This is a genomic window from Corynebacterium tardum, from assembly GCF_046717785.1.
Classification (GTDB): Bacteria; Actinomycetota; Actinomycetes; order Mycobacteriales; family Mycobacteriaceae; genus Corynebacterium.
In genome coordinates this window covers 1878435-1893814 of sequence record NZ_CP177104.1, presented here as the reverse complement: position 1 = coordinate 1893814, position 15380 = coordinate 1878435, and the positions used below count along the sequence as shown (strand labels likewise).

Here is a 15380-nt window from a genome sequence, read left to right as displayed (position 1 = left end):
CACAAGAGGGGCTTTTTCATACCCAAAGGAGGACACAATGGTCACACATCCAATGAAGCAGGGCACCTATACGGTGTCATCGGGCTACGGTCCACGGTGGGGCACGTTCCATGCCGGGCTTGACTTCGCCGCGCCTATCGGCACACCTATCTACGCGGCTGCTGATGGTGTCGTGGTGGAGGGCCGGGAGCGCTACAACGTGGCGGGGTTCGGCTCGTGGATATGGCTCGACTGCCAAGACAGCGTCGGCAAGGATTTCATCTATGGCCACGTAAAGCATGACGGCATTCTGGTTAAGGCTGGTGACCGTGTACGTGCAGGTCAACAGATTGGCGTTGTAGGTAATGAGGGGCAGTCCACCGGCCCTCACCTGCACCTAGAAGTATGGGGAGCACCGGGGCGTCTAGGCGGTGCCCACCAAGACCCCGCCCCGTACCTGGCGGGCGCGGCACAACCCGGCAATGCTGTGGCCCGCCCTGTGCGGAAGCAGGGCGGCACTATCTTCGGCGTTGATGTGTCTGAGCACCAGGACGGCATGAGTCTTGCGCAGGCGAAGCGCGAGGGCGTGGAGTTTGCGATTATCCGCACCACCGACGGCACGCACCGTGACCGCTGCTACCGCTCACATCTTGAGGACGCGGAGAGCGCCGGGATGCTCACGGCTGCTTACCACTACCTGCGGAACCCGAGCGAGGGCACCAGCGTGGCGCAGCAGGTTCAGGCATCCCTGGAGGTCATGGGCGACAAGAAGCGCCCGATGTGGATTGACGTCGAGACCAACGCCGGTTTGCACGTTGACCACATCCGTACCTGCAAGCGCGAGTTCGAGAAGCACGGGGTGCGTGTCATCGGCGTGTACTCCTACGTCCCGTATTGGGAGGGGCGCATAGCTCCGAGTGAGCCGGACTCACACGAGTTCGGGGCGTTCTGGGTCGCGGCCTACGGGCAGAATCCGCACGGCAAGCCGCGTGATATTTACCCCGGCGACCAGCACCACCAGTGGAGCCACCCGCTGGGCAATCAGAAGCCTTCCCTGTGGCAATACGGCAGTAATGCTCAGGTTGCGGGGTACAGCGTGGACATCAACGCCTACCGGGGCAGCAAGGAGCAGCTACACGCCCTATTCACCGGGCAGCTAGCACCAGAAGAGGAACTATCGGAGGAAGAAATGAACACGCTCTACAAGCAAATCACGACGTTTATCAGTGGGTTTTTGGGCCCCCAGATTGATGCCCTACAGGACGTCTGGACGCAGCTACGCGGCCCTAAGGGCAAGGGCTGGCCCCAATTGGGCGTTAATGACAAGGGGCAGAATCTCACGCTGGTGGACGCGGTGGCCGCGCTGCGCCAGGACGTGGCCCGCATCGAGAAGAAGCTGGAGGGCAAATAATGGCACGCCACTACAAGACCCCCGTGCTCACGACGGTGGGGGAGCAGGTGGCCGACGCTGTCGCCGCTGAGCTGGTGGCTCAGCCGTGGTGGCTGCGCTACAAGGGTTCTATCATGCTGGTGTTGCAGGCCGCCGCGTGGCTGGCGGGTATCCTGCCGGTGTATCTGGCTGACGCTCCGTCATGGCTCATCGCCGTCGCCGGCGGTATCGGCTTCATCCTCACGGCGCTGGTGAACCGCCTCACGATTGACGGCGTCACCCCGTCTATGGCGCCGCGCCTTGCGGAGCAGGCCCAGGCGGCGGAAGACGCCGCCGCGCCCGCCACCCTGCCGGTCTACACCGGGCCCACCACGGCGGGGGAGTAGTCGTGAGATGGGAAGAATGTAAACGTCGTCTCTCCCGGTGGCTGGTGTCAGATGCCGCGGGCCTGCTGATTCTCGGCAGTATCTCCATCGCCCGCGGCATGTCCTACACTCCACTGCTGGTGAACCCGGAGCGCAAGCCGACGCACTTCATGGAGAGCGTGCTTAACCCGCCCTCGTGGGCTGTGGTGTGGCTTCTCATGGGTGCGCTGTGCCTGTGCGCGGTTAAGCGGCACAGGCTCGTGCCCGCCGCTGTCGGCGCCGTCGTGGGCCTGCACTCCATGTGGGCATTGAGCTTCATCTTTGCCACGCTCTTCGATGACCTCAGCCGCGCATGGGTCTCCTCCCTGGGCTATGTGGGCATTGCCGCCATGACCCTCTACGCCTACGGCAGGGGACAGACCAGGGAGCTACGAATTACAGATGGGAGATGATGGGTATGCCAGTAGACGGCCCGCTGGCGACTATCATCGTCGCCGTCATCGGTGTCATCGGCACCGTCGCCGGTAGCCACCTGACCGCGCAAAGCCAGAAAAAGAAAGCGGAGCTTGAAGCACGCGGACCGGAGTGGGAATCCTTCACCAAAAGCATCCGTGAATGGACGAACGAGCAACTGGAAGCCCGCGACAAGTCCATTAGTGAAATGCGGGTAGAAATCGCGGAGCTACGCGACAAGCTGGAAGTGTGGAAAAGCCGCTACTTTGTCGCCGTCAACCACATCCGCCAGTGGCGTCTACGCCACCCGGAGAGCGTCGACGAGCTGCCCATCCCGGACGAGCTAGAAAACGACTTTTGAAGACCTTTGAAGTTTATGAAGTTTGACCCTCACCCCTCGCGGGGTGGGGGCCTCTTTCTGCGTTTTAGGGGGCTACCTCAAAGTCGAAGTCAGCCAATGTGTAGGCCATGCAAATGTGCCCCATAAGCGCGGTGTGCTCATGCCTGCTAAGACCCTCACCTGTGACCACATCAGTTAGGGCTATTGGCCGGCCTTCTTCCTCAGCCTTCTCGGCAATCTGTAGGGCTTGGTCGATACAGTCTGCGAAACGTACCCACTGGTCCTGGAGCCACACGCCGGCATCAAGCGGGGGCTGATGCGTGGATTCCCACCTTTGTGCGGTGCGGATGCTGACGTTACAGGCGTCGGCTACATCCTGGGAGGTGAGTCCCATGCTGGTGCGGAGGATGCGGAATTCATTGGGGGTCATGCTGCTTGTGTCCTTACTTCGGTGATGGTGCCGAGGTTGAAGTGCTGGCGTCCAACGACGCGGTCGATGGTGCCCCACTGGCCCGGTGTGTTGGTGCGGCGGAATGTGACGTCCTCGGGGAAATGTTCTTTGAGGATGGCGTACATGTGGGGGCCGGTGAAGGTGCCTAGGGTGGTGATGATGGTCTGCATGGTTAGGCACCTGCAATCGTGGCGTTGATGATGGCGTGCATCTCCTCGCCGCTGCGTAGCTGGATGTCTGCTCCGTCGATGGTGCGGGCCTTCGGGAGGTCGATGCGGGCGCCGCGCAGGGTCATGCAGTTCTTCACCCACTCTCCACGGGTGTGGTTGTATCCGAACCCCTGAGCTTTGAGCTGGCGGCGGATACGCGGGGCCTGGGTCTTGTCGGTAATGGTTGCGATGAGGAACATCTTTCGGACTCTCTTTCCGGTTTGTGCGGCCTCTTCCAGGAGTTGTTCTCCTTGCCGTCTAACCTAAGTATATGTCGTAAAATACGACATGGCAAGTTATGGAGAGTGCCAGTGGGGAAGAACACAATTAGGAGGTTCGAACACCAACACCGTCGAGGACTCAAAATCCCGCAGAAATCCCGCAAGAATCCCGCAAACCCCCGAAAACATGCAAACTATGCAAAACATAAAAAGTCCCTGACCAGCGCAAACACAAACACGCAGGCCAGGGACAACCCCCAAAAACTAGCAGTCGTAGTACATTTCGAATTCCTGCGGCGTCGGGCGCAGGCGGACCGGGGCGATTTCGTTCTCGCGCTTGTAATCGATGTAAGTGTCGATGAGGTCCTCGGAGAAGACATCGCCTTCGGTGAGGAAGTCGTTGTCCTCCTCCAGCGCGGCCAGGGACGCCTCCAGGGAGGTCGGTGCCTGCGGGATGGAGGCGGCCTCTGCCGGCGGCAGCTCGTACAGGTCCTTATCCACCGGGGCGTGCGGCTCGATGCGGTTCTTAATGCCGTCGATGCCGGCCATCATCATGGCAGCGAAGCCGAAGTACGGGTTGCCCGACGGGTCCGGCGCGCGGAACTCGATGCGCTTTGCCTTCGGGTTGGAACCAGTAATCGGGATACGGATGGCCGCGGAGCGGTTGCGCTGCGAGTAGACCAGGTTGATTGGGGCCTCGAAGCCCGGCACCAGGCGGTGGTAGGAGTTCAGCGTCGGGTTCGTGAACGCCAGGACAGCCGGTGCGTGGGCCAGGATGCCGCCGATGTAGTAGCGGGCCATATCGGACAAGCCCGCGTAGCCGGCCTCATCGTGGAACAGCGGCTTGCCGTCCTGCCACAGGGACATGTGGGCGTGCATACCGGAGCCGTTGTCACCCGCGAGCGGCTTCGGCATGAAGGTGACGGTCTTGCCGTACTCGGCGGCCGTGTTCTTGATGATGTACTTGAACGTCTGGATGTCATCCGCCGCGTGCAGCAGGGAGTTGAAGCGGTAGTTGATCTCGTTCTGACCGCTGCCCACCTCGTGGTGGAAACGCTCGATGGTAAAGCCAGCCTTCTGCAGCTGCTCCACCATGGCATCGCGGACTTCGCCGTGCTTGTCGACGGGCGCGGTGGGGAAGTAGCCGCCCTTCACGCGGGTCTTGAAACCAGTGTTCGGGGTGCCATCGAAGTTGGTCTCGGAACCGCGGTTCCACCACCCCTCATCGGTGTCCACCTCGTAGAAACCATTGTTGATCTCGGTGCCGTAGCGCACGGAGTCAAAGATGTAGAACTCCGCCTCGGCACCGAAGTTACAGGTATCAGCAATGCCGGTGGAGGAGAGGTACTCCTCAGCCTTGCGGGCGATATTGCGCGGGTCACGGCTGAAGGGCTCCAGCGTGAACGGGTCGTGGACGAAGAACTTGATGTTCAGCGTCTTGGCCGTGCGGAACGGATCCACAAACGCGGTTGCTGGGTCCGGCAGGAGGGTCATATCGGACTCATCGATGGTGGTGAAACCACGGATGGAGGAGCCATCGAAAGCGAGGCCCTGCTCGCCTGCTTCTTCGGTGAACTCATCAGCCGGAATGGAAAAGTGGTGTTCGGTGCCGGGAACGTCCGTGAAGCGGATGTCAACGAACTTGACGTCCTCTTCCTTGATGAACTCGACGACGTCCTGGATTGTCTCGAAGGACACGGTAGTCTCCTGTTGGTTGACCTGTAGTACTCCCGATCAGTTTACAGGTAGAAGGGGCACAGCTGGGGCACGTGGGGGACCAAGTGAGGAATTTCCTGCCTGCCCCACCTGCGGGCTAGATTGGTGGGCATGGCAGATAAGCGCACGTGGCTCGATGGGCCCTCTATTCCGGGCGAAAACGACGGTTACCAACCGGGCAAGTGGCCGGGGGAGAAGCTCGGCTTGCCCGAGAAAGGCCCGGGCGCGATGGCCTCGGTGATGCGCCGCACGGGCGGGGTCTTCATTGACTGGATTCTCTGGGGGCTGGTGGCCAACGTCATTGCGCACTACACCGATGCCCTGGGCGGGCCAGCATTCCTGGGTTACGCCCTGTGGGCCGTGATGGGCATTGTCTGCGGCTGGCTGTTCGCGCGTACCCCCGGGATGCTGGTGCTGGGGATGGGTGTGGCACGGCTCGATAAACCCGGCGCCCGTGTCGGCTTCTGGCGCGCCGCCGTCCGCACGCTGCTTACCGGAGTGCTCTTCCCCGCCGCCATGGTGGATGCCGATGGCCGCGGTTTGCACGACCGCGCGACGGGCACCGCCGTCATTCTGGCCTAGGGATTATCTCCGCCGAGCGAGCGGGGCGGCGGATAGCAGAGCACACAACGAAGAAGGTCCCTTCCCCGGTAGTGGGAAGGGACCAACTTGTGTAGGCAGCGTGTGGCGGCTGGCTTACTTGCCGCCCTTGCGGGCCTGCATACGACGCATGCGGCGGTTCATGCCAGACATGTTCTGCGCCTGGCGCGGCATCGGGCCCTTCGGCATGCCCGGGGTGGTGCCCGGCATGTCATCCATGGCCTCAATGCGGCGGATGTTGTCGTAGGTTTCGTTCTTGTTGAAGTTACGCGGCAGCTTCATGATGTGGTTGCGCAGCTTCGACACGGGGACTTCATCCTCGCCGCTGCCGACGAAGACTTCGTACACCGGCACGCCGCCGGCCATGCGGTCCACGCGCTTCTTCAGACGGTTAAGGGTCGGGGCCACGCGCTTGCGGTCGCCCTCAACCACGAAGACGACACCGGAGTTGCCGATGACGCGGTGGACCAAGTCCTGCTGGCGGGTCGCAGCCACGCCCGTCTTGACCTTCCACACCACACCGACGGTGTTACGCAGCTGCTGCTCCAGCGCCCAACCGGCAGCGCCCGGCTGATCCTCCACCTTCTTGTACATGTCGCGCTCCAGGCGGCGGGTGAACAGGAACATCGCCAGCATGGCACCGATTCCCAAGCCCAGAATGAGCATGAACCACTGGCCGTTAAAGAGGCTGCCGATGAGGAAGAAGAGCAGTCCCATGCCCAGGAAGGCAGCCAGCATGATGGGGATGAGCAGCTTATCCTGCTTGCGCTGCATGTTGAACGCCTGCCACATCTGTGACCAGGTCTGCTTGCGCTGCGCGCGCTTTGCGGCGCGCTCCTGCTTCTTCGCTGCCTTGAGCGATGCCTTGTCGTCGTTAGCCATGGCTCCTACTTTAAAGGTCAGAGGGTGAAAAAGAGAATCGAACTAGCGGATGGTGGCCGCCGCAGAGTTCGGGCTCGGTGCGCCAGCCGGGGTCTTGACCATGCGGGTGGTCACCGGGGTTTCCTCGGACGGACCGTACTTCTCAATGAGGGTAGACGCCTCCTGGGCGGTAGCGCCCTGGGAAGTCTCGGCCAGATGCTTGAGGTTCTCCGGTAGCTCGAGGCCGCGGGCCTCCATGGCCTGCACGTACAGGCGGCCGGCGCGGTAGGAGGAGCGGACTAGCGGGCCGGACATGACGCCGCCGAAGCCGAGCACCTTGGCCAGCTTGGAGTGCTCCACGAACTCCTCCGGGCGCACCCAGCGCTCAATCGGGTGGAAGCGCGGGCCGGGGCGCAGGTACTGCGTAATCGTGATGATGTCGCAGCCCACCTCGCGCAGGTCACGCAGGGCCTCCTCGATTTCCTCGGCGGTCTCGCCCATGCCCAGGATGAGGTTGGACTTGGTGATGAGGCCAAACTCGTGGGCCTGGCGGATGACGTCGAGGGAGCGCTCGTAGCGGAAGGCCGGGCGGATGCGCTTGAAAATGCGCGGTACGGTCTCCAGGTTGTGGGCGAAGACCTCCGGGCGGGCCTCGAAGACCTCCTGGAGCAGGTCCGGCTTGCCGGAGAAGTCCGGGGTGAGGTTCTCCACGCCGGTGTGCGGGTTGAGCTCGTGGATCTTGCGGACAACCTCGGCGTAGAGCCAGGCGCCCTCGTCCGGCAGATCGTCGCGTGTCACGCCGGTGATGGTGGTGTAGTTGAGGTCCATCTCCTGGATGTTCTCGGCTACGCGGCGCGGCTCGTCGCGGTCCAGCTCTTCCGGCTTGCCGGTGGCGATGTCACAGAAATCGCAGCGGCGGGTGCACTTGTCACCGCCGATGAGGAAGGTGGCCTCGCGGGATTCCCAGCATTCGTGGATGTTGGGACAGCCGGCCTCCTGGCACACCGTGTGCAGGGAAGCTCCGGCAACGCGGGACTTCATGTCTTCGTAGCCCGGTCCGGTGCGGACCTGGTTGCGAATCCAGCGTGGCTTCTGTTCGATGGGCGACTCCGCATTTTTCTTCTCAATGCGGAGCATCTTGCGTCCTTCAGGCTTTACAGTCACAAAAACTCACTTTACGCGTCGGTGTGTGCTCTTCCTAATACAATCAAAGGCGTTGCACGCTTTATTCCCCCGGGTGGGCCTCATCCCGGGCGCGGCGCGCCTGACGTGCCTTTTCGTTGGCCACCTTGATGGGATCGGGGGCTGAGGCGAAGGTGTGGTCAGCCACGGTGAGCTCGCCGGAGAGTGCCTTCTCCAGGGCGCTCAGAAGCGGGGCTTCCGCCTCCTCCATGGTGACCTCGCGGCCCAGCTCAAGTGACAGGGTGGACACGTCGGCGTCGTCGATACCGCAGGCGACGATGTGCTCGTAGTACTCCAACGTGTTGGTGCAGTTGAGCGCCAGACCATGCATGGTCACGCCGCGGGTGATGCGGATGCCCAAGGCACCCAGCTTGCGGTCGCGGGTGGGGGCAGCCGGGTCGGCGGCGCGGGTGGTGGACGGAACCCACACGCCGGAGCGGCCGTCGATGCGCCCAGCCGTCGTCACACCCAGCTCGCGGACGGCCTGGATGATGGCTTCCTCCAAGCGGCGGACGTAATCCACGACGTCGACAGGCTCCGCCAGCTTGAGAATGGGGTAGACCACGAGCTGGCCTTCGCCGTGCCACGTGATGCGCCCGCCGCGGTCGACGTCAATGACCGGCAGGCCGTTATCGGGCATGTCCTCCGGCTGCGTGCGCTTGCCGGCGGTGTAGACATTGGGGTGCTCCACCACGAGGATGACATCACCCTGCGTGCCCGCTGCCCGGGCCGCCGCGAGCTCGGCCTGCAGATCCCAGGTTTCCTGGTAGCCCTTGCGGCCCAGGTGGCGGATCTCCAGTGGCTCGGCGGAGGCACGGATGGAGCGATCAGCGGGAAAGAATGGTTCGCGGGGAGCAGTCATGGCTCCCCATGCTAGTCCCCGCGTCACCAGAATTTCTTAAGCGACTCCGTTAGCGGAGGCGTACTCCTCAGCGCTCATGAGCTCGCCGGCCTCGGTGACCTCGACCTCGAAGAGCCAGCCTTCTCCGAACGGGTCGTTGTTGATGACGGCGTAGTCATCGTGAACGCCCTCGTTGACAGCGGTGACGGTGCCGGTAACCGGGGAGTACAGGTCGGAGACAGACTTGGTGGACTCCACCTCGCCGCAGGTCTCACCGTGCTCAACGGTGTCGCCCACGGCCGGCAGCTCGGCAAAGACAACCTCACCCAGGCGGTCGGTGGCCACGGAGGTGATGCCCACGCGGACGGTGGATCCAACGACGGAATCAGCGGCGGCGTTGATCCACTCGTGGTCCTCGGAGTAAGAGAAATCAGAAGGCAGGGTAGCCATTGGAAGGGTCCTTTCGGTAGATGCGTTCAGTTGAGGAGTTTACTTCTCGCGCTTGTAGAAGGGGAGCTGGGAGACCTCGAAGGGGTAGCGCTTGCCGCGGATATCGATCTCCACGGCGTCGCCAGCCTCTAGGCCCGCGGCGGTATCGATAAGCGCGAGTGCCACTGGGTGGCCCAGGGTGGGGGAAGGCTGGCCCGAGGTCACCGTGCCCACCTTGTTTTCGCCCACGAAGACCTCCGCGCCCGCGCGGGCCGCGCGGCGCTGGGAGGACACCAGGCCGGTGATCTGGGCCTGGGGGCCCTCCTCCGCGCGCTGACGCAGCACGTCAGAACCAACAAAGTCCTGTTCCTTCTTGGCAAAGGCACGGGCCATACCGGCCTCCACCGGGGTGATGTCCCGGGTGAGCTCGTTGCCGTAGAGCGGCATGCCGGCCTCCAAGCGCAGGGAGTCGCGCGCAGCCAAGCCGCAGGGCTTAATGCCGTATTCCTCGCCGGCCTTGAGCAGCTCCTCCCACAGCTCCGGGGCATCGGAGTTGTAGACGATGAGCTCGAAGCCGTCCTCGCCGGTGTAGCCGGTGCGGCAGATGAACGCGTACTTGCGGGCCACCTTGCCGGTCATCGCGGCGTAGTAAGGCAGGTCCATGACGGCCTGCTGCTTGGTGTCCTCCACCAGCGGGACGAGGATTTCCAGTGCCTTCGGGCCCTGAACGGCGATCATGGCCACGTCGCGGGACTCGTTCTTCAGGTCCACGTCGAAGCCCTCGGCGCGCTCGTTGAGGGCTTCCCAGACCGTGTCGGCGTTGCCGGCGTTGGGGACGACGAGGAACTTCGTCTCCTCCAGACGGTAGGAGATGAGGTCATCCATGATGCCGCCGTCTTCGGCGCAGATCATGGAGTACTTCGCCTTGCCCACCTTGAGGGAGGAAAGGTTGGAGATAAGGCAGTAGGACAGGAACTCGGCTGCGTCCGGGCCGTTGACCCAGATTTCGCCCATGTGGGACAGGTCGAAGAGGCCGGCGGTGGTGCGTACCGCGCGGTGCTCATCCAGCTCGTTGTCGTACTTCAGCGGCATCTCCCACGGCCCGAAGGCGGTGAAGGTGGCGCCGAGCTTCTCGTGCTCTGCGTGCAGCGGGGAGTGCAGGGACTCGGTCATTGGATTAATCCTCCTGGTTGTCGGTGTAGTCGAAGGCCTCCGGCGGCGGGCAGGAGCAGACGAGGTTGCGGTCGCCGTAAGCCTCGTCGATGCGGCGCACCGGCGGGAAGTACTTGCCGCCGCGCAAGGAAGCTACCGGGTAGGCGGCCTGCTGGCGGGTGAAGGTGAACTCCCAGTCGTCGGCAGCCACGGCCTCCGCGGTAAACGGGGCGTTGTGCATGACGGAGTCCTCATAAGCCACGGAGCCGTCGATGATCTCCTGGATCTCGGCGCGGATGGAGCGCATGGCCTCGATAAAGCGGTCCAGCTCACCCAGATCCTCGGACTCGGTGGGCTCCACCATGAGGGTGCCAGCGACCGGGAAGGACAGGGTAGGCGCGTGGAATCCGTAGTCCACGAGGCGCTTGGCCACGTCGGCAGCGGTGACCCCGGAGGCGTCGGTCAGCTCGCGGAGGTCAAAGATGCACTCGTGCGCCACCAGGCCAGCGTTGCCGGTGTAGAGCACCGGGAAGGAATCCTTCAGGCTGCGTGCCAGGTAGTTCGCGCCGAGGATGGCGTGGCTCGTGGCCTCCTTCAGGCCCTGCGCGCCAATCATGGCCAGGTAGGACCAGGAAATCGGCAGCACACCTGCGGAACCGTAGCGCGTAGCCGTGGACGGCACGCCGGCGCCATCCGGCGTGGGTTGGGAGGGATCGACCTCCGGATCGTTGGCATCGGTAGGCAGGAAGGGCACCAAATGCTCGGCCACACCCACCGGGCCCACACCCGGACCACCGCCGCCGTGCGGGATGGTGAAGGTCTTATGCAGGTTGAGGTGGGAGACATCACCACCGAAGGCGCCCGGGCGGGCCCACCCGGCCAGCGCGTTCATGTTCGCGCCGTCGATGTAGACCTGACCGCCGGCCGCATGGACCTTGTCGCAGACCTCGCGCACCTCAGGATCGAAGACGCCGTGAGTAGAGGGGTAGGTGATCATGATGCCGGCGATGTGCTCGCCGTGCTGTTCAATCTTGGCGTCCAGGTCGGCGACGTCGATGGAGCCATCGTCCGCAGTCTTGACCACCACGACGCGCAGGTTGGCCAAGGTTGCCGAGGCCGCGTTCGTGCCGTGCGCCGAGGCCGGAATGAGGATGACATCGCGGCCGTGATCGCCGTTGGCCACGTGGAAGCGGCGGATGGCCAACAGGCCAGCCAGCTCGCCCTGGGAGCCCGCATTGGGCTGGATGGACACCTGGGCGTAGCCGGTGAGCTCAGACAGCCAGGATTCGAGCTCCTCAATGAGCGCACGCCAGCCCGCGGTGGTCTCCTCTGGGGCAAACGGGTGGATACCGGCGAACTCGGGCCAGGAGATGGGTTCCATAGCAGAGGTGGGGTTGAGCTTCATGGTGCAGGAGCCCAACGGGATCATCGTGCGGTCCAAAGCCAGGTCCTTGTCTGCCAGGGTGCGCAGGTAGCGCAGCATCTGGGTCTCGGAGTGGATGGAGTTGAAGATCTCGTGCTGCAGCGGGGCCTCAGCACGCTGGACGCCAGCCGGAATCTCGAAGGAGGAGCCGGCGTTCTCTGCGGACACCGAGTCCGCGGAAGCCTTGGCGCCGAAGGCAGCGGCAAGCTTTACAACGTCCTCGCTGTTCGCGGACTCGCCGAAGGAGACCGCAACCTTATCCGAGCCAATCGCGCGGACCAGGTAGCCCTGCTCCTGCAGCTGGGATTTGATGGCGGTGGCATCGACGCCGGAAACGGTGACGGTATCAAAGAAGTCGCGCGAGACGAGCTCCTTGCCGGTGCTGCTGACGGCCGCAGCAAAGGCGGCGGCATGGCCGTGGACGCGCTGCGCGATTTCCTTCAGGCCAACTGGTCCGTGGTAGACCGCGTACATGGAAGCCACATTGGCCAGCAGCGCCTGCGCGGTACAAATGTTGGAGGTCGCACGCTCGCGGCGAATGTGCTGCTCGCGGGTCTGGAGAGCCAGGCGGTAGGCCGGGCGGCCGGCGGCATCCTTGGACACGCCCACGATGCGGCCGGGCATCTGGCGCTTGAGCTTCTCCGTGACGGCCATGAATGCTGCGTGCGGGCCGCCGAAGAAGAGCGGTACACCGAAGCGCTGGGAGGAACCCAGGACCACGTCCGCGCCCATCTCACCCGGGGCTTCAAGCAGCAGCAGGGACAGCGGGTCCGCCACGACGGCAGCTAGGGCGCCGCGGGTGTGCAGCTCTTCGATGGCCGCGCGTGGATCCACGATGTCGCCTTCGGTACCCGTGTACGCCAGGATGGCACCGACGAGATCCTCGCCCACGATGCCCTCGCGGACATCGGCAATCTCCACCTCGAGCTCGATGGCACGGGCGCGCTCAGCAGCCACGGCCAACACCTGCGGGTGCAGGCGGGAATCCAGCAGCACGCGGCGGCCCTTCTTCACCGCGCGGGCCATGAGTCCCACGGCCTCGGCGGTGGCCGAGGCTTCGTCGAGAAGCGAGGCGTTGGCGATGGGCAGACCGGTCAGGGACTCGATCATCGTCTGGAAGTTCAGCAGTGCTTCGAGGCGGCCCTGGGAAATCTCCGGCTGGTAGGGCGTGTAGGCGGTGTACCAGCCGGCGTCCTCCAGCAGGCCGCGGCGGATGACCGCCGGGGTGAGGGTGTCGGAGTAACCCTGGCCGTAGAAGGACTTCAGCACAACGTTCTGGGAAGCGTACTCGCGCAGCCGGGCCTGTGCTGCGTCCTCGCTCAGAGCCTCGGGCAGGTTGAGTGCCTCGGCGGCGCGGATGGTGGTGGGAAGGGCAGCATCAACCAGCGCATCGACGCTGTCATACCCCACTGCCTTGAGCATCGTCGCGCGCTCGGCCTCATCCGGGCCCAAGTGGCGAGAGATGAAATCCATGTGTTTGATCTCCTTCATGGCGTTAGTCAATTTGGCCTAAACCGCCCTCAAGTATAAGGCGTGAGTCATGGCATTATTGCCGGTTACCCCCGGTCTTTCTCTCCACACTTAGAGGCAGACAAGGAGCTAGCGAGGGCGGCGGAAAACGACGAAGCTCCCCCGGCCACGGTGGCGGGGGAGCGAGGTCTTCTTAAGGACTAGAGGTCGAGGTCCGCAGCGAAGTCCGCGGTCTCGAGGCGGTCCTTAATGGTGGTGATGAAGCGGCCTGCATCAGCGCCGTCGACCACCTGGTGATCGTAGGTGAACGGCAGGTAGCACATCTGGCGGATGGCGATGGCGTCCTGGCCATCTTCCGTCACCACAACGGCACGCTTGGTGATGGCAGCGGTGCCGAGGATGCCGGCCTGCGGCGGAACCAGAATCGGGGTATCCAGCAGGGCGCCCTCGGAGCCGATGTTGGTCACCGTGAAGGTGGCACCGGTGAGGTCGTTCGGCTTGAGCTTGTTGTTGCGGGCCTTGTCAGCCAGCTCGGCGATCTTCTGTGCGATCTCCGGGAGGGTGAGCTCCTGTGCCTTGTGAATGACCGGGGTCAGCAGACCCTTCGGGGTGTCAACGGCGATGGCCACGTTAACGTCAGCGTGGTAGGTCATCTCCTTGGTTTCCGGGTTGTAGGAGGCGTTGACGTTCGGGTGGGACACCAGAGCCTCCACGGTGGCCTTCACAATGAACGGCAGGAAGGAGAGGTTGGCCTCGTACTTGTCAATGAACGCCTGCTTGGACTGCTTGCGCATATCCCAGATGGCGGTCATGTCGACTTCTTGGACGTGAGTGAGCTGAGCGGAGATCTGCAGGGCCTCGACCATCTTGGAGGCCGTAATCTCGCGGATGCGGTTGACCTTCTGGGTGGTACCGATGAGCTCCTGCTTCTCCGGATCCACGGACTTGGTGGACCAGCGAGCGCGGGCATCGGTGGAGCCGGTGCTTGCCGACGCCTCCGGTGCCTTGCCCTCGCCGGCTGCAGCCAAGACGTCCTGCTTGCGGATGCGGCCGCCGACACCGGTGCCGGAGACGGTGGACAGGTCTACGCCGTGCTTCTCAGCCAGCTTGCGCACCAGCGGAGTGACGTACGGGACGTTGTCGCCGTTGTTGACCTTGGTGGAGGTCTCGGAAGCCTTCGGCTCAGCGGACGCGGCCGGCTTCTCGTCCTTCTTCTCAGCCTTGGGCTCGGCCTTTTCCTCTGCCTTTGGCTCTTCCTTCTTCTCGGCCTTTTCTTCCTTGGCCGGGGCGGCGGAGCCGTCGCCGACGCGGGCGATGACGGCGCCGACGTCTACGGTGTCGTCTTCATCGGCGAGGATTTCAACGAGGGTGCCGGCGACCGGGGACGGGATTTCGGTGTCGACTTTGTCAGTGGAGACCTCGAGCAGAGGCTCGTCGACCTCGACGGTGTCGCCGACGGACTTCAGCCACTGGGTAATGGTGCCCTCAGTGACAGATTCACCCAGCTCCGGCATTTCGACATCAGTCGCGTCGCCGGAGGCGGCAGGCTTGTCCTCGGACTTCTGCTCAGCCTTCGGCTCGTCCTTCTTCTCTTCCTTTTCTTCTGCCTTCGGCTCGGCCTTGTCGGCCGGCTTCTCTGCGGCGGCGGAGCCGTCGCCGACGCGGGCGATGACGGCGCCGACGTCGACGGTGTCGTCCTCCTCGGCGAGGATCTCGACGAGGGTACCGGCGACCGGGGACGGGATTTCGGTGTCGACCTTGTCGGTGGAGACCTCGAGCAGCGGCTCGTCAACCTCGACGGTGTCGCCGACGGACTTCAGCCACTGGGTAATGGTGCCCTCAGTGACGGATTCGCCCAGTTCCGGCATCTCGACATCGGTAGCGTCACCAGATGCGGGTTCCTCAGATTCAGCCTCAGCGTCTTCAGGCTGCTTGTCGGGGGTCTCAGCAGCCTTCTCGGAGGAGTCTTCAGAGCCGGACTCATCAGCGGCCGGAGCGGACTCGCCTTCATCACCAATAATGGCGATGACCTCGCCGACATCGATGGTGTCATCCTCTTCAGCCTTGATTTCGAGGATGGTGCCGGACACTGGGGACGGAACTTCGGTGTCGACCTTGTCGGTGGAGACCTCGAGCAAAGGTTCGTCAGCCTCAACAGTGTCACCGACGGACTTAAGCCACTGGGTAATCGTGCCCTCAGTTACGGATTCGCCCAGTTCGGGCATCACAACGGAGTGTGCCATAAGTTATAAGACTCCTCGAAAGTTGAAAGTAGTGAAACGCTAATGCTTGATTCTA

At 63.5% G+C, this 15380-nt stretch carries 16 protein-coding genes; 5 read left to right on the top strand and 11 right to left on the bottom strand.

Annotated features, from left to right (window positions below; all coding sequences use genetic code 11):
* Positions 1 to 37 precede the first annotated feature (37 nt).
* From ACLI1P_RS09080 to ACLI1P_RS09065, 4 genes are read left to right on the top strand one after another with little or no spacing between them, the layout of a single operon-like run.
* Positions 38 to 1390 carry a peptidoglycan DD-metalloendopeptidase family protein gene (locus tag ACLI1P_RS09080; RefSeq protein WP_411708625.1) on the top strand — a complete coding sequence of 451 codons (1353 nt, stop codon included), beginning with the start codon at positions 38 to 40 and terminating at the stop codon, positions 1388 to 1390.
* On the top strand, positions 1390 to 1755 hold the full coding sequence (locus tag ACLI1P_RS09075) for a hypothetical protein (RefSeq protein ID WP_411708624.1): 366 nt from the start codon (positions 1390 to 1392) through the stop codon (positions 1753 to 1755). The genes ACLI1P_RS09080 and ACLI1P_RS09075 overlap by 1 nt, the downstream gene beginning before the upstream one ends.
* Before the next feature lie 2 nt (positions 1756 to 1757).
* Complete coding sequence (locus ACLI1P_RS09070) at positions 1758 to 2186, top strand: hypothetical protein (RefSeq protein ID WP_408931147.1); 429 nt, start codon at positions 1758 to 1760, stop codon at positions 2184 to 2186.
* Positions 2187 to 2191: 5 nt separating this feature from the next.
* Positions 2192 to 2548: a hypothetical protein gene (locus ACLI1P_RS09065; RefSeq protein ID WP_408931148.1), complete on the top strand. Its 357-nt coding sequence runs from the start codon at positions 2192 to 2194 to the stop codon at positions 2546 to 2548.
* 64 nt (positions 2549 to 2612) lie between these two features.
* Here the strand turns inward: ACLI1P_RS09065 and ACLI1P_RS09060 are convergent, their stop codons facing one another.
* The 4 genes from ACLI1P_RS09060 to glnA all read right to left on the bottom strand — a co-directional run bounded on the left by ACLI1P_RS09060 (position 2613) and on the right by glnA (position 5106).
* Positions 2613 to 2957: a helix-turn-helix domain-containing protein gene (locus ACLI1P_RS09060; RefSeq protein ID WP_411708623.1), complete on the bottom strand. Its 345-nt coding sequence runs from the start codon at positions 2955 to 2957 to the stop codon at positions 2613 to 2615.
* Positions 2954 to 3148: a hypothetical protein gene (locus tag ACLI1P_RS09055; RefSeq protein ID WP_411708622.1), complete on the bottom strand. Its 195-nt coding sequence runs from the start codon at positions 3146 to 3148 to the stop codon at positions 2954 to 2956. Before ACLI1P_RS09055 ends, ACLI1P_RS09060 begins: the two co-directional genes overlap by 4 nt.
* A gap of 2 nt (positions 3149 to 3150) precedes the next feature.
* Positions 3151 to 3387 (bottom strand): hypothetical protein, encoded by a 237-nt coding sequence (locus ACLI1P_RS09050; protein ID WP_411708621.1) that lies wholly within the window; start codon positions 3385 to 3387, stop codon positions 3151 to 3153.
* A gap of 285 nt (positions 3388 to 3672) precedes the next feature.
* Positions 3673 to 5106, bottom strand: coding sequence for a type I glutamate--ammonia ligase (glnA, locus tag ACLI1P_RS09045; RefSeq protein ID WP_296131167.1), 1434 nt, complete (start codon positions 5104 to 5106; stop codon positions 3673 to 3675).
* Positions 5107 to 5235: 129 nt separating this feature from the next.
* Between glnA and ACLI1P_RS09040 the strand changes: the two genes are divergently transcribed.
* Complete coding sequence (locus ACLI1P_RS09040; RefSeq protein WP_408930743.1) at positions 5236 to 5706, top strand: RDD family protein; 471 nt, start codon at positions 5236 to 5238, stop codon at positions 5704 to 5706.
* A gap of 114 nt (positions 5707 to 5820) precedes the next feature.
* Here the strand turns inward: ACLI1P_RS09040 and ACLI1P_RS09035 are convergent, their stop codons facing one another.
* The 7 genes from ACLI1P_RS09035 to sucB form a co-directional block, all read right to left on the bottom strand.
* Complete coding sequence (locus ACLI1P_RS09035; protein ID WP_408930742.1) at positions 5821 to 6606, bottom strand: DUF4191 domain-containing protein; 786 nt, start codon at positions 6604 to 6606, stop codon at positions 5821 to 5823.
* A 42-nt stretch (positions 6607 to 6648) separates the two neighbouring features.
* The gene (lipA, locus tag ACLI1P_RS09030) at positions 6649 to 7722 is read right to left on the bottom strand and encodes a lipoyl synthase (protein ID WP_408930990.1); all 1074 of its coding nucleotides are present in this window, start codon (positions 7720 to 7722) and stop codon (positions 6649 to 6651) included.
* A gap of 88 nt (positions 7723 to 7810) precedes the next feature.
* Positions 7811 to 8629 (bottom strand): lipoyl(octanoyl) transferase LipB, encoded by an 819-nt coding sequence (gene lipB, locus ACLI1P_RS09025; protein ID WP_408930741.1) that lies wholly within the window; start codon positions 8627 to 8629, stop codon positions 7811 to 7813.
* Between the two features lie 36 nt (positions 8630 to 8665).
* Complete coding sequence (gcvH, locus tag ACLI1P_RS09020; protein ID WP_411708620.1) at positions 8666 to 9058, bottom strand: glycine cleavage system protein GcvH; 393 nt, start codon at positions 9056 to 9058, stop codon at positions 8666 to 8668.
* Positions 9059 to 9097: 39 nt separating this feature from the next.
* Positions 9098 to 10210, bottom strand: coding sequence for a glycine cleavage system aminomethyltransferase GcvT (gcvT, locus tag ACLI1P_RS09015; protein ID WP_411708619.1), 1113 nt, complete (start codon positions 10208 to 10210; stop codon positions 9098 to 9100).
* Positions 10211 to 10214: 4 nt separating this feature from the next.
* Positions 10215 to 13085 carry an aminomethyl-transferring glycine dehydrogenase gene (gene gcvP / locus ACLI1P_RS09010; protein ID WP_411708618.1) on the bottom strand — a complete coding sequence of 957 codons (2871 nt, stop codon included), beginning with the start codon at positions 13083 to 13085 and terminating at the stop codon, positions 10215 to 10217.
* Between the two features lie 197 nt (positions 13086 to 13282).
* Positions 13283 to 15325, bottom strand: a complete 2043-nt coding sequence (gene sucB / locus ACLI1P_RS09005; protein WP_411708617.1) for a 2-oxoglutarate dehydrogenase, E2 component, dihydrolipoamide succinyltransferase — start codon at positions 15323 to 15325, stop codon at positions 13283 to 13285.
* Positions 15326 to 15380: the final 55 nt, after the last annotated feature.

Coding starts and splice junctions, on each gene's coding strand:
- ACLI1P_RS09080 (WP_411708625.1), top strand. CDS start 38: ATGGTCACACATCCAATGAAGCAGGGCACCTATACGGTGTCATCGGGC.
- ACLI1P_RS09075 (WP_411708624.1), top strand. CDS start 1,390: ATGGCACGCCACTACAAGACCCCCGTGCTCACGACGGTGGGGGAGCAG.
- ACLI1P_RS09065 (WP_408931148.1), top strand. CDS start 2,192: ATGCCAGTAGACGGCCCGCTGGCGACTATCATCGTCGCCGTCATCGGT.
- ACLI1P_RS09060 (WP_411708623.1), bottom strand. CDS start 2,957: ATGACCCCCAATGAATTCCGCATCCTCCGCACCAGCATGGGACTCACC.
- ACLI1P_RS09055 (WP_411708622.1), bottom strand. CDS start 3,148: ATGCAGACCATCATCACCACCCTAGGCACCTTCACCGGCCCCCACATG.
- ACLI1P_RS09050 (WP_411708621.1), bottom strand. CDS start 3,387: ATGTTCCTCATCGCAACCATTACCGACAAGACCCAGGCCCCGCGTATC.
- ACLI1P_RS09040 (WP_408930743.1), top strand. CDS start 5,236: ATGGCAGATAAGCGCACGTGGCTCGATGGGCCCTCTATTCCGGGCGAA.
- ACLI1P_RS09035 (WP_408930742.1), bottom strand. CDS start 6,606: ATGGCTAACGACGACAAGGCATCGCTCAAGGCAGCGAAGAAGCAGGAG.
- lipA (WP_408930990.1), bottom strand. CDS start 7,722: ATGCTCCGCATTGAGAAGAAAAATGCGGAGTCGCCCATCGAACAGAAG.
- lipB (WP_408930741.1), bottom strand. CDS start 8,629: ATGACTGCTCCCCGCGAACCATTCTTTCCCGCTGATCGCTCCATCCGT.
- gcvH (WP_411708620.1), bottom strand. CDS start 9,058: ATGGCTACCCTGCCTTCTGATTTCTCTTACTCCGAGGACCACGAGTGG.
- gcvT (WP_411708619.1), bottom strand. CDS start 10,210: ATGACCGAGTCCCTGCACTCCCCGCTGCACGCAGAGCACGAGAAGCTC.
- gcvP (WP_411708618.1), bottom strand. CDS start 13,085: ATGGATTTCATCTCTCGCCACTTGGGCCCGGATGAGGCCGAGCGCGCG.
- sucB (WP_411708617.1), bottom strand. CDS start 15,325: ATGGCACACTCCGTTGTGATGCCCGAACTGGGCGAATCCGTAACTGAG.